A 13,319-nucleotide genomic window follows, 5' to 3' on the forward strand; every position below is an offset into this window, starting at 1 on the left:
CTTTCCGTTATTGAGTAATTGATAATCGCGGCTACTGCAGGGCCTTGAAGGCCGCCTCACGCTTGGCGAGCTGGCGGTCGTGCTGGGCCATGATGTGGACCAGCTCGGCGTAGCTGGTCTGCTGCGGATCCCAGCCCAGCACCGTTTTGGCCTTGGTCGGGTCGCCCCAGAGGTTGTCGACATCCGTCGGGCGGAACCACTGCGGGTTGACCGCGACCAGCAGCTTGCCGGACGCCGCGTCGTAGCCCTTCTCGGCCACGCCTTCGCCTTCCCAGCGGATGGTCATGCCGTTCTCCGCGAACGTTTTCTCCGTGAAGTCACGCACCGTGTGCTGCTCGCCGGTGGCAATGACGAAATCGTCAGGCTTGTCCTGCTGGAGGATCAGCCACATGCACTGGACGTAATCCTTGGCGTAACCCCAGTCGCGCAGGGAGTCCATGTTGCCAAGCTCTAAGTGGTCCTGCAGCCCTTCCGCGATGCGGCCGGCCGCCAGCGTGATTTTGCGCGTGACAAAATTCTCCCCGCGACGCTCGGACTCGTGGTTGAACAAAATGCCGTTGACGGCGAACATGTGGTAGGCGTCGCGGTACTCCTTGACGATCCAAAACCCGTACTGCTTGGCCACCGCGTATGGGCTGTAAGGGTGAAACGGCGTGGTCTCACGCTGCGGCACCTCTTCGACCTTGCCGTACAGCTCGGAGGTCGACGCCTGGTAGATGCGGGTGTGATCGGCCAGGCCGCAGATGCGAACGGCCTCGAGGATGCGCAACACCCCCAGCGCGTCGACGTCGCCGGAATATTCCGGCACATCGAAGGACACCTGGACGTGCGATTGCGCCGCGAGATTGTAGATCTCGTCGGGGCGAACCTCACCGATGATCCGGATCAAACCCGAGGAATCGGACAGGTCGCCGTCGTGCAGCGTGATGCTCCCGGCCTCGAGCAGGTGGTCGATGCGGCCGGTGTTGGAAATGGACGACCGCCGGTGAATGCCGTGAACTTCGTAGCCCTTGCCCAGCAGAAATTCCGCCAGGTACGAGCCGTCTTGGCCGGTGATGCCGGTGATCAGTGCGATTTTGGTCATGTTGGTCTCCTTTGATTGAGAGGGTGGAACCACGCGTATTTAGCGGGACGCATAGCCTAGCGCTAGCGGCGAGGCGGTCCTTGCCTCGGGGCTAGTGCGTAGCTAGGCGTTCCCGCGTTGCGCGGTGGAACCCGTTTAGAGGGTGGATGCGGCGGGGTTAGCGGGACGGGTAGCTTAGGTCGCATCTGAAAATCCGGGCTGCGGCCCGGACGCACCACTACTTCCGGCTCCGGACCGGGGCGGCGGAACGCGTGGGGCTCTCTTGAGCCCGTTCCGGTCTCAAGACCCGCCCTTGCTGTAAGCCGGCAAGATCGGCCGGCTAACAGCAATTTCACGCTGGCTCGCCCCGGCCCTCCGCCTCCAGCAATGGTACGTTCGCGCCTCCGCCCTACATGGTCGTTAATTCATCTACTAAGACCGCTTCATGCAATTGCAGACGGGGCGTTTATTTTTAGATACGTCATAACACTGGCGACGAGGCAATCCTTTCCTCAGGTTAGGCGTTGCCGCATAGCACCCAGCTCTAATGATTGTATCCATTATGACAGCCCATTCGCCGGTTGAGTTGGGGGATATTGGGGAAAAGTTGTATAATATTGGCTGAATTGATTTGATAGAAAAGCTTTGAGACACAGTAGTTTCTTGAAAACGCGCTGTCGCGTCAGGATAATCTTGCACCACAGCGGCGTTGACTGTGTTCGCACCCCCGCCAGCCTGCAATTAGTGCCGGCAGGTTCAGCCAAATTAGTTGTGTGTTCCCCGAGAGTTCGCGTTTTTTGCCAGCTTCCAATTCCAGCCTAAGGAGCCTTCACCATGCCCATCACCCCCACCACCGGTCCGGTCGTTGACGCCGACCGCCTGCTTTACACGCCGTCCGACTTCGCCAAGTCCAGCCTCTTGTACCTGCAGGAATGCGGCCGCCTGACCGCGCTGGCGCCGCACAGAAGCGCCAGAGAGGACCTGACCTCCTATCTCTTTTTCATCGTGACCCAGGGCTCGGGAACGCTGGGCTACGCCGGCCGCACCTACGCCGTGGTTGCAGGCGACTGCGTGTTCATCGACTGCCGCCACTCGTACTACCAGGAGAGCTCGGCCGACCTCTGGCAGCTGTCGTGGTGCCACTTCGCCGGCCGCGCGATGCCGACGATTTACCAAAAATACCTGGAACGCGGCGGGGCCCCGGTGTTTCACCCCCACGACCCGCAGGCGCTGACGGCGGCCTGGACGCGGCTGGACCGCACCGCCCGGGAACCCGCCTACGTTCGCGACATGGCGATCAACGCCCGGCTGGCCGATCTGATGACCTGCCTGATGGCCGAAAGCTGGCACCCCGAGCACCGCCAAAAAGGCGACAAGCAGCAGCAGGTCGCGGCGGTTCGCGACTTTCTCGACAGCCACTACCCGCAGCGCATCACCCTGGACGCCCTCGCCGCGCGTTTTTACATCAACAAGTACTACCTGACGCGGCTGTTCAAGGCCGCTTACGGCGTCTCGATCAACCAGTACCTCCAGGAGCGGCGCATCACCGCGGCCAAGCAGCAGCTGCGCTTCACCGACCGCTCGGTGGCGGCGATTGCCACGGCCTGTGGCTTCACCGACACGGCCTACTTCGCCCGGGTCTTCAAGCAGGTCGAAGGCGTCTCCGGGCGGGAGTACCGGAAGCGGTGGTGAGGCGGAAGTTGCCAGCCAAGCGCCGCGGCAGATATAATTAAGCCATGACCAATACTCAAAAATACGTCAAACTCTACAACCTTTCCGAGCTTCAGCTACACGTGCTGATTCAGGCAATTCTCCAAAGGCATACGTTCGAGGCGGGTGACATGCGTGGCTTTCGCGTTCACACACTTATGGCTGAACCCCAACACCCTGCCCTTGACCTTTACCGTCACGATGCCTTAATCGCACACCCCGGAGATTGAGGTCTAGTAAGCGAACAGGAGGCGAGCTTATGCCATTTGAGTTCACAATCACGGACGAGGCGCGTGACTTCCTCGCAAGTCACACGCCAGACACGATTGAGCCAACACTGACCGAGGCCGACGTGTATCAGTCGCTCGGCACCATCTTACAGAATCAGCAGGTCTACGCCGCAATTGAAAAATTGGCGGCCGAGTGACGCCGATTCGATATTGCCCTAGACAATCAATGCCTCTCAACCACAAACAGCGTGGTTGAGAGGCATTTTTCAATCAGGCATCACCAGTCCGTCGTCCCAAAGATCTCGGGCAGCCGCCGGTCCATGTCCGTATACGGATCACGCTGGTACCACGGCTCATCTGTCGCGTTCCTCAGCTCGGCCGCTCGAGCCAGCGCCTGCTTGATGCGATCGTCCAAGTGATAGTCGGCGTAATCACCACCCTTGAACTGAGCGTAGTCGCGACCGAAGAACTTGGGGCCGGACAGGCGTCGGTTCAGCGCCAGCTTTGTATAGGCTCGTCGCACCGGCTCGAAGTGCATCAGAATCCAGACGTCGAAGTTGGTGCTTGAGAGAATCATCGTCAACCGATTCTCTGTCGCGAATCGCTCACATTGACGCAACTCACGCGCCGTCATGGCATCGCGGTCCAGTACCACGTATGTCTGATCGACTCTACTGCGACCAGTCAAACTGTCGCGTTTGGCCTTGGCCGCCCTCAGAAGCGCCAGGCCGCCGCGGTCGAGGCTTTCAATCTTTAGCTTCTCCGTCAACACGTTGGCCGCGTGTTGCCTTTGCCGACACATTTTGAAATACGATTCTTCCGAAGCTCCTTCGCAGTATACGGCAATCAACGGCTTGAGCTTCAATCCCCGTGACTTACGCACCATCGCCGGTCCCTCCCGCGTGAGTGTCTGCAACATCTGTCAGCGTCGCCAACATGTCCGCAACGGAGAGCTGCGGCATTGCCCCGAAGCGGCCCTCCATGTAGCGGCGCATGAATCCGATGTCGTTGCGGCCGAGATTACGCGCGTCCTTGAAGTCGAAAATTGAGGCCAACGTGCTTTGACCGCGGAAGTCCTTGGTCATGAGGTAGAGCTGATCCGTTCGCAAGTTCTCATCCAACAGCTGCAGTTCGTGCGTCGTCAAAATGAACTGATTGCGATTTTGCGGCGAGTTGAAAATCTGAATCAGGGCCCGGGACAGCTCAAGGTGTAGCGAGTCATCAAACTCGTCGAACAGCAGCGTCCGGCCGCTACCGCTCAGCTGAGCCTGAATGATGGATAGTGCAATCAGGAAGATTTTCTGGGTGCCGCGCGACTCATCGCTCAGCGGCAGCTCGACCGTGTCGATCACGTCACCGGCCGCCGAGTAGCGTTTGTGCAGCGTGTAGAGCTGCTGGCGGGTGCCTTCCAACCGACTGGTGTCGACCCCGGCCTGCTGAAAATGTGCAAGAATGGCCGCAGAAACGCGCGGCACCTCACGCACCTGCATCCCCACAATGTTGAAATCCGCGAAGCGCAAGAAGCGCAACAGTGTGGCTCGGACTTTGTCTTGCCGCACTAGGTCCAGCAGTGACGTGCTCAGCTCTGCCCGTTCGGCGTCAAAAAACACCAGCTCGGTCTGAAACCAGCGGAAAACCTGCGTCGCCATCGCGTCGTTGCGCTGCTGCGCGTTGAACAGCAGTAGCGCGTTCGGCCGCGTCTCCCGAGCCAAGTCGGCGGCGCCGTTCGGCAACACCACAAAGTTCTGCTCGCGTCGCTCAAAATAGGTCTCGCGCTTGGTCCCAGTAACCCAATCCAGTCGCTCGTGGGTGACGCGATCCGCACAGTAGGCCAGCTCGTAGCCAAACGTTTGCTTACCGACATTGAACGTCACCGCCAGCGTGGTCGGCTCCTGATTGGCCGCCACCCGCAGCCGAAACGGGCTGTACGGCAACGTGTCGGTCACCCGTTGGGTGTTGTCGAGCACCAGCGTCTGGAATCGCCGCAGTGCGTCAATCAGCGTGGTTTTGCCTGAGCCATTGGGGCCGACAATCACTAGATTCTTCAGAAGCGACACATTATTCTCAGTCAGCGTATTGGCCGCTTTGTGCCGCGTCAGCCTGGCCCCGGTCTCCGCTGACAGCGTCATCGGTTGATAAATCGACTTGAAGTTGCTTACCGTGAAATCAATCAGCATGTCATCCCTCCTACCGGTCGTCGTGTCTCCAGTATAACCTAGGTCTGAAAAGTTCACACGTTTCTTCACGTAAATCCGTGATTTATCATCAAGCAGCTCGATTCATCGCGTCGGCTCACTGATTCGGTCAGAGGAGCATCCGACTGGGTTCCACCGATTCGATTCCTCGAACACACGAAAATGCCCCTCACCCGCCACGTTCGCGGTTGAGGGGCATCTTTGTGTCATCGCGTTACAATCCCGGGTTGCCTAAAGTCGCTGCCGCCGCCAGCTTCCAACCAGCCCGATCAGGCTGGCCACCACGGCAATCGTGCCGAGGGCGGCCACGGCCGGGGCCGCGGTGACGGTACCGGTTTGCGGGAGGGCAGCCGGCTGAGCGTCGTCCTCGCCTTGAGCGGCGGCGCCGCTGGCTGTCCCGCTTGGGCTAGTGGCGTCGTCCCGGCTGCTGCCTTGGCTACTGGCGCCGCCGGGTTGCCCCGCTCCCGAGCCGTTGCCGCTGCCGGAGCCGCCGTTGTCCCCAGAACCGGACTCGGAACCGTCGCTGCCATTCTCGGACTCGCCACCGTTCCCGTTCTCCCCGGAACCCGAGCCGCTGCCATCCCCGCCGCCGGTCGCGGTTTTGACCAGGTAGAAGGTCAGGCTGGTCACCGCCGGGTCGCCGAAGTACATCGGTAACTGTTCGGGCAGCCGGGTTTGGTCGATCGTGTAGCCGGCCGGCACGTTCTCGCCGATTTCCGCCGAGCGGGTCGCAAACTCCGTGTCGTAGGCGTCCGTCAGCTTCAGCGTTTTGATCAGCGCGTTGGTCGTCGTGTCGCGGTAGTAGATCGGAATCGTCACGTCGGCCAGCTTGCTCACGTAAAACGTCAGGCTGGTGACGCTCGGGTCGCCGAAATACAGCGGCAGCTGCTCGGGGAGCCGGGTCTGGTCGATCGTGTAGCCGACCGGCACGTTCTCGCCAATTTCCGCCGAGCGGGTCGCGAACTCCGTGTCGTACTGGTCGGTCAACTCGAATGTTTTAATTAGCGCATCGGTCGTCGTGTCGCGGTAGTAGATTGGGATCGTCACGTCGGTCAGCGGCGTGACGTAGACGACGGCCGGCTGCGCGTCGCCGAACGCGGCGGGACCGGTGGCCGGCCGCGTGGCGTCGCGCCGGTAGCCGGCGGGAATGCCGGCGGTGATGGCCTGGGCAAAAAGGTCGAACGGGTCGCCAATCGTCCCGGTGACCTGAATGCCTTCCCCGACGGTGGCCTCGGTCGCTGCGTCGACGTAGCTCACCGCCACCGTCGCCGTGGTCGCCGCCACGTACAGCTGGGCGGTGTGGGTCTCGCCGGCGACGAAAAGCAGCGAGTCGTACTCGGCCCCTTCCTGCTCGCTCAGCGGCAGCAGCCGGTACCCGGCCGGCAGCTGCGGCGTGATATCGGCGGTGAACTGGGTCGTGAACTGTCCCGCCGCCGCGTCGATCCAGGCGGTACCATTTTCCCCAGTCACGGTGGCCGTGCCGACCGCGGTCATCTCCGGCAGCGTGGCGCCGCTCGCCTTGTCGCGGAAGGTGACCTGCAGAGTGCCGAGCTGCTCGGCCCGGGTGGCGGCTGACGCCGAAGTGGTGGCGGCTGTCGCGGCCTTCGAAGTGGCCGGGGCCGTGGTTGACGCTGACGCCTCGGTCTTAGCCGACGTTGCCGCCGAGGTGGCTGCCGGAGTGGCGCCCGCCTTGGCCGACGGGGCCGCAGTCGTTTTTCCCGTTGTAGCGGTCGCCGCGGTCGTAGTCCGGCCGCTTGCGGCCACCGCCGGCGTGGCGCCGAACACTGGCCCCAGCAGCAGGACGGCCGCCGCCCCGGTGGTCACCAGGCGGCGCGTGGTTGTGGTTGCGCGATGTGTCATGAGAACTCCTCCTTTGGGTTTGCCTTGCAACTCCCAGTATAGAGAAGCGGGTTTCGCCGGCGCAAAAATGGTGCCTCGCCAAAAAGCGGCCGCCGCTCGGCCAAGACTGACCGTGAGAGAGGAGCCACGACGCTAAATCACTTGTGAAGACAGACAAAAACCGGTCCTGACAAATTACATCAGAAGCCGGTTCCTAAAGATTGTTGCAACTATGCTAATGTTTCGGCCGCATGGTGGGTCAAAATTACATCATCAGTTATCGGTGTGTTTTGTCCCGAGGCGTAGGCGACGGACCAAGGCGTCCCTTGCCCGTGGGTCAAATTAGCCTCCTCCAGTCCCATTTCTCGAAACTGGTCAGCATAGCTTTCAAGTACCCGATCCATAACCTCCAGTAACATCACGCCGCGCTTGGTTCCGAGAAATTTTTCCTCGAAGGCAAAATTGCTACTCATCGAGTCACGTTCATACTTGCGCATTCGGTAAACGTCTCGGTCAACCGGACCATTGTCAAAGGCAACGAAGCTCGCCCGAAACGGCTGCGTCCGATACTTGACCAAATATTCGGCGTAAGTGTAATACAGCAACTTTTGCAAGGTGAAGCTGGTGAAGTGATACTGGCGGTCAAGGTAGCAAGCAACGTCAACTGCGTCTGGTGTCTGAACAGCATGAAGATTCTCAATGAATTCACTAAGATCATCCGTCACCTGGAACTGATTGAAATAAGAATTGTAGGCAACCACCGACTCATACGAAGATGAATCTGTTGGAATGTACTGAAAACTCAGCGAAGAACGCTCGGACTCATCTTGAATTGCTTCAAGCACCGCCGTTTGACGCTGAACAATCGCTTGCGTATCAGTTGAGGCAAAGTGATAGCCAGAGCCTTGGCCATCTGTTTTGTTTAGTGCAATTAAATGAACATAGGTCATGCCTACTCCTCCTTTCTCGCTTCGTGTCGTGCATGCGCCTTAAAGTTAACTTCCCGATCCGCAGTGTCCCAAATTTGCAATTCCCAAGGAAATTCAAAGTTAGTAGAGCTCAAGGACAGGTGCAGACCATGGTACGAGAATTCCTCCCGAATGTACGGCCGCCTAATCATATTATCTTCCTTCGACTTGAAATAGTCGAGAATTGCCAACTCATGTTTGCGAAAACTTGGAATGATTAGTCGTGCCCCTAACAGATCGTTGAATGATTTCTGAACATTGAATGATTCGCGCTTCCGGTCATACCAGCCCATTTTCAACATCATTGAGTGCTCAAGCTTAATTCGGTAGTTGAACGAAAAACTAGCGGTACTTGTGAACATCAGTTGCACCAAGGCAGCCCGTAGCTGAATCGAGTCGTTCAGCTCACTGCGATAACTCATCATTGTCGTCAGCATCTGCCGGTTCGCGTGCATCTCACTAACCGTTGTTTTGTGAAGATTGAACGCAAAAACGTCGTCATGGGCAAAAAAACTCTGAGAAAAAGCAACGTGTAGTCTCTCAAGTTCGTCCAAGTACCGGCGAATCACAACCAAGCAATCTGATTCGTTCACGTCAAGTTCCCCCATCCTTTCAGCAGATTATACCGAATTTGGTGTTAGCCGTATAGTCAAGCTCCGCTTCGACAAGTAAAACCGCGTCAACTCAAGAATCAAACCACTTCAATGACGAAAAAGACACACCGTGCCTCGCCAAAAAGCGGCCGCCGCTCGGACCATTGTCCAAGCGACGACCGCTTCGTCGTGCGTCTGTCTGCGTCAGTCGTGCCGTCGTGAGTCCGTCTGCCTCGGTCGTGCCGTCAGTCTGCGTCGGTGCGTGGCCGCGGCAGGTCCTTGGCCGCCTCACCGCCGCGGGTGGGGCCGAGCTGCGGTGAGGACAACCAGCTCCCGCTGCGATTGGTGCCGCGCGGCTCGGGCTTCATCGCGGCCGCCGGCGAACCGCCGCGGATACCGCCGCGATTGCCGCCTGGTCGAGAACCGGACTGCGAACTGGTCGGCGAATTGGGCCGCGAGCCGGGCCGCGAACTGGCCGGCGAACTAGACCGCGAACCGGACCGCGAACCCGTTCGCCGGCCGCCTTGCCACACCTTGCCCTGCAGATCCGCCATTGTCATCGCCACCGCGTCCTGGGCCGCCCGGCGGCTGCGGCGCTTGCGGCGGTGCGGCGCCGCGAGCGTTGGTGAGGTCGCATCGGGAGTGGATGAGGCCGCATCTGCCGGCAGGTTACCGGTCACCGGCTGCTTCCCAGATGCCGAGTTTTTGCCGGTCACGGGCTGCTTCCCAGGCGCTGCCATTTTTCCGGTCGCCGCCGCCTTGCCGCTCGTTGCCGCCTTGCCGGTCGCTAACTGCTTGCCAGCCCTCGCCCCTTTGCCGCTCGTCGACGTTTTCTCAATCGCCGGCAGCTTGCCGGCCGCCTGCAGCTCGGCGATCAAGGCGTCCAGCCGGGCCAGGTCGCGGTCGGTCAGCGGCAGGTCGGCCGAAGCGCAGATCACGAGGCGCCGGGCCGCGACCGTTGTAACAGCAGCAAAGGCCGGACTCTGGGCGATGGTCCAGCGATTTTTCCTGCGGGGGAAGCGGGTGCCGTTGCGGAACCGCGCCAGCATCGCGTCCATCTCGCGCTGCACCCGGTTGAAGTGGCCGAAGACCTCCTGGGCGACGCCGGCGGGAATGCCGAGGTGCTGGGCAAAATGTTGCGAGCCAAGCGCCACGTGCGTGTTCTTCCCGTCAACGGACACCAGCTGGTACTGGTAGCGCAGCGGCCGGCCGCAGACGCAGCGCAGGTTGGCCGACCGCTCGGGATGGCGGTGGCGGTCGGCCCAGCCGTAGTCGACGCGAATGCCGACGAAGCGCCAGTCCGGGGCGGCGGTGAAAATGCGGTTCATCACGCGATCGGAGAAGCTCAGCTGAAGCGTCGCCGCGTAAGCCGCTCGCTGCGCCGCAGTCATCGTCGCCAGAATCGCCTCCCGCTGCTTGGCCGAATAGGTGATGTCGGCCAGCCGCCGCGGCCTTCTTCCTGTCTGTGCCATGGTCCCCTCCTTGCCGCCAATGCGCGGAGTTTCAGTGTAACACCCGAGCGAAGCGAGGGGAACCGGGAGCGGCGAGTTGCGGCGGTGGGATGGAACCGGAATGTTTTTATTTTAAAAAGGTTGGAAAAAGCAACGTTTTAATTACGGCGGCTGCAGGGCGGCGGCTCGCGGCAGAGGAATGTTTTAATTGGGCCACAATTGGACCGGACTGCGTGGCGAGGGGAGCGTCTGGCTAGGGAACAACGTTTTAATTACGGATGCTCGGGGGCAATCAACGTTTTTATTTTTGAACGCGGTGTCGGCGACGGATCGTGGGTGGCGTAACGTTTTGATTTTAGTCATCGTCGGGTGGCGGCAGGTGGCGCGTGGAACGTGGAACGTTTTAATTTTATCCAGAGAGGGGGCCGAGGCCGCCGCTCACTCGCCGGAGCGGCCGTCGCCACGTTCTTTGGCACGATTTTTCCAACTTTTTCCCGTAAACCCCTAGCGCTTTTGGCGCAAATTGTTGTCTTACAAGTATAGGGCCGCCACAGTGACGGTGCCGACAAGCAAAACCCCTCGCCACCGCCAGGCCGCCACATGTCCTGCCGGCTGCAAGGGGCAGCCTGAACCTTTTTCACAACAATTCGGAGGTGTTGAACATGTCACAATTCTACCAACTGCCAAGCCAACTCGGATCACAAATTGTCGCAGGCATCACCGCAGGCTACGCCGCCTACCTGGCCGAGCGTAAGCGGCTGGCGCAGACGCTGACCGTCAGCGCGTCTTTGGTCTGGATGCGCAGCAACTTCATCGACTCCCACGTCGCCCAGGCCATCCAGGACTACCCGGGCGTCAGCTACCGCCGCATCCTGCAGGCGCGGTCGTGGGAGTACCTGCTGTTCAGCTACGAGGACAACGGCGAGACGACGCTGTTCTTGGTGAAAAACTACGCAACCGCAGTCCGCAACTTCTCGGGCAATCCCAAGGCGGGGCGGCCGAAGAACTACCTGTTCCGGCTGGCGTTCCTCAATGGGGATGAGGTGCAGGAGGAGACGGACGACGGGACCGGGACCGAGGGGACCGCGGAAGGTGCAAGTGGCACCACGCATGAAGTGGCCTTAGAGTTGGACGCGAAGGGCGCGACCGCGGCCGTGGCGGCCGGGAACGACGGCGCTGACACGGCCGGGGATGAGAGTACGACCGGAGACGAGAGGGCGTCGTCAGCGGCGCCGGCCGGCGATCCCGAGCGGATGATTCTCCTGGCCGAGGCCGGGCGGCAGCTGGAGCTGGTGACCGCAAATCGGTTCTACCTGGTGAACTACCTGATCGATGAAGCGCGGGAGCAGGTTGTTGGGGTTGACGTTGTGCGGCCGGAGTTTATGACGATGGAAATGCGGGAGGTGCAAACCTTAAGCTAATGGCTCGCACCAGAGAATTAGTCCAATTACTCACTAGAAGTGGATTATTGGAAACACAATACTATAGTTGACAAACTGTAACAATTTCATCCGGCGGTATATTAATCTGAGAATTTAGGTAGATTATGTCATGGTGTGTTGGGCTGTTCGCACCATCACGCTGCTGCATAAAAGCAAGTATGTTTTGAAGCGTCAAATCTTTGTAGACTCCTAGACGTTCAATCGAATTTAGCGGAATATCGGCGACTACAATGTAATGCTGAACGCAATCAATCCAGTCAGATGTCAGGCAGCACTTCATTTGTCGACTTTCAATTGTTTTTTAAATATCGTAAAGTACCTCGGGATATCTATTAATACAAGAATAGTTCATATTAATTGGGTTTTCCGGAATAAAGCTAAAGAAATTTAGCTCTTTATCTTGTCCAAATAGTCTTAGGTAAAGATGTTTTTCTGATATACATGAAGATTGAAGCGAATCTTTGTCGCAAATTGTCACTCCGTTGAAACGCACATAACAGTCTTCAAAGGAAATCTCAATTTCATGACTCTTGATGAACTCCCCTAGACAAGAGTTCTTGATGCTGTTTTCTAGGGTGAGAAGCCCCGATCCGGAACGAATATCCTCTACACTCTTTTCTGTCAATGTCGTGATGTGATATCCACGAAAGTAAAGGTTATTTGGAAATTCGTTAAAGTATTCTTTGACGTGGTCTATTGTTCCATTCCAAAAAACCTCGTCGGACAGTAAGTTAACTACAAATTTTTGTTTCATGCCGAATACCCTCAAGACATCGAAGTGAGATTTCAAAATTTTAGACGGAAATAGAAAGTTGAGTACTTCGGGAGAACGAGAACACTATCTATTTTTTTAAAATTAGTTTACTCCTAAAAAGCTGTGCAGATGGGCAATATTTTTGTACAAGATTTTTCATTCGTTCAAAATTCTCCTGAGAAATCAGGGGCGAAGTTGTAATAGATAGGCTCTCGAGAGCGTCAGGGTTAATGGGTAAGTCAAAGTTTCGACATGGGATTGTGTTATCGTATCTAAGCATTTTCATTCTTTCGAGGATAGTCCGGTCTTCATTATAATCAACTAACTGATCGAAGGTGAAAGGAAGCAATAGTAACGAATACCGTAGTTCCTCTTGGAAAGCCCAGATTTTTCTATCCTTAAAGCGACCTACTAAAGACCAATCAAGAGTAAGCCCTGACTCATGGATATTATTTGTAATATTTCCATCCAAAAGTACCTTGTTGTCTGTATAGGTTACCGGGTAAAACTCACATTGCCTCGTCATAAAAGTTACGCCAAACTTCTTTTCAACTTCGGAAATCCCCTCAGTTCGTGATTCGTACTCTGTAGCACCTTCAATAAAATTAACCTGAACATCTGATTTAGGAATATGCCTACGCCCAGTAATCGACCTAAAGAGCGGCTTATTAATACCAAGTCGAATACCTTCGGAGATGTCCGAGTACTCATGCCACATCCAAGCACGTTCATCTGCGATGCTTGTCCAAGAACTCACATATAGAAAACGTCCAAAACTTCCGAAGCCTTTTGTCTTTTGCTCAGTGGTGTCGTCTACTTCCGCTAGTGAGCTTAGTCGAAATTTTCTACTTTTCAAAATCTGTTCAAGAGCGTCAATCGTTGTGTAGTGATATATATATTCCATCATTTTTGTTCCTCATATCTTTATATAAAAAACATACCCGCTATGATGTGAACCCCCAAGTTTGGACAACAATCCAAATCTGGGGGTTTTATTATGGTCAAATTCGACTTAGATTTTCGTATCAAGGCTGTCACTGCCTACTTGAACGGCATGAGTTCTGCGAGTGTTGC

At 57.3% G+C, this 13,319-nt stretch carries 12 protein-coding genes; 3 read left to right on the forward strand and 9 right to left on the reverse strand.

The features are described from left to right. Positions 1 to 31: 31 nt before the first annotated feature. Positions 32 to 1,084 (reverse strand): GDP-mannose 4,6-dehydratase, encoded by a 1,053-nt coding sequence (gmd, locus tag ACYVRZ_RS12185; protein WP_461227224.1) that lies wholly within the window; start codon positions 1,082 to 1,084, stop codon positions 32 to 34. An 813-nt stretch (positions 1,085 to 1,897) separates the two neighbouring features. Between gmd and ACYVRZ_RS12190 the strand changes: the two genes are divergently transcribed. Further along, complete coding sequence (locus tag ACYVRZ_RS12190; RefSeq protein ID WP_461227226.1) at positions 1,898 to 2,755, forward strand: helix-turn-helix transcriptional regulator; 858 nt, start codon at positions 1,898 to 1,900, stop codon at positions 2,753 to 2,755. Between the two features lie 277 nt (positions 2,756 to 3,032). Continuing rightward, entirely contained in the window at positions 3,033 to 3,200 is a 168-nt protein-coding gene (locus tag ACYVRZ_RS12195) for a hypothetical protein (protein ID WP_461227228.1), read from the forward strand. A gap of 80 nt (positions 3,201 to 3,280) precedes the next feature. On the opposite strand, the gene ACYVRZ_RS12200 is transcribed toward ACYVRZ_RS12195, so the two are convergent. The 6 genes from ACYVRZ_RS12200 to ACYVRZ_RS12225 all read right to left on the reverse strand — a co-directional run bounded on the left by ACYVRZ_RS12200 (position 3,281) and on the right by ACYVRZ_RS12225 (position 10,070). Continuing rightward, positions 3,281 to 3,922, reverse strand: coding sequence for an RloB family protein (locus ACYVRZ_RS12200; RefSeq protein WP_461227230.1), 642 nt, complete (start codon positions 3,920 to 3,922; stop codon positions 3,281 to 3,283). Further along, the gene (locus ACYVRZ_RS12205) at positions 3,879 to 5,180 is read right to left on the reverse strand and encodes an AAA family ATPase (RefSeq protein ID WP_461227232.1); all 1,302 of its coding nucleotides are present in this window, start codon (positions 5,178 to 5,180) and stop codon (positions 3,879 to 3,881) included. The genes ACYVRZ_RS12200 and ACYVRZ_RS12205 overlap by 44 nt, the downstream gene beginning before the upstream one ends. 249 nt (positions 5,181 to 5,429) lie before the next feature. Further along, the gene (locus tag ACYVRZ_RS12210; protein WP_461227234.1) at positions 5,430 to 7,058 is read right to left on the reverse strand and encodes a MucBP domain-containing protein; all 1,629 of its coding nucleotides are present in this window, start codon (positions 7,056 to 7,058) and stop codon (positions 5,430 to 5,432) included. 209 nt (positions 7,059 to 7,267) lie between these two features. After that, positions 7,268 to 7,987, reverse strand: a complete 720-nt coding sequence (locus tag ACYVRZ_RS12215) for a Panacea domain-containing protein (protein WP_461227236.1) — start codon at positions 7,985 to 7,987, stop codon at positions 7,268 to 7,270. Positions 7,988 to 7,989: 2 nt separating this feature from the next. Then, a complete protein-coding gene (locus ACYVRZ_RS12220) occupies positions 7,990 to 8,598 on the reverse strand; it encodes a hypothetical protein (protein ID WP_461227238.1) in 609 nt (202 codons plus the stop codon). A gap of 245 nt (positions 8,599 to 8,843) precedes the next feature. Continuing rightward, entirely contained in the window at positions 8,844 to 10,070 is a 1,227-nt protein-coding gene (locus ACYVRZ_RS12225) for a hypothetical protein (protein WP_461227240.1), read from the reverse strand. Positions 10,071 to 10,711: 641 nt separating this feature from the next. Here ACYVRZ_RS12225 and ACYVRZ_RS12230 point away from each other — a divergent pair. After that, positions 10,712 to 11,470: a hypothetical protein gene (locus ACYVRZ_RS12230; protein WP_461227242.1), complete on the forward strand. Its 759-nt coding sequence runs from the start codon at positions 10,712 to 10,714 to the stop codon at positions 11,468 to 11,470. 322 nt (positions 11,471 to 11,792) lie between these two features. Here ACYVRZ_RS12230 and ACYVRZ_RS12235 read toward each other — a convergent pair whose 3' ends face one another. Then, entirely contained in the window at positions 11,793 to 12,245 is a 453-nt protein-coding gene (locus ACYVRZ_RS12235; RefSeq protein ID WP_461227243.1) for a hypothetical protein, read from the reverse strand. Positions 12,246 to 12,333: 88 nt separating this feature from the next. Next, a complete protein-coding gene (locus ACYVRZ_RS12240; RefSeq protein ID WP_461227245.1) occupies positions 12,334 to 13,152 on the reverse strand; it encodes a hypothetical protein in 819 nt (272 codons plus the stop codon). Positions 13,153 to 13,319 lie beyond the last annotated feature (167 nt).

The organism is Lacticaseibacillus suihuaensis (assembly GCF_054785075.1).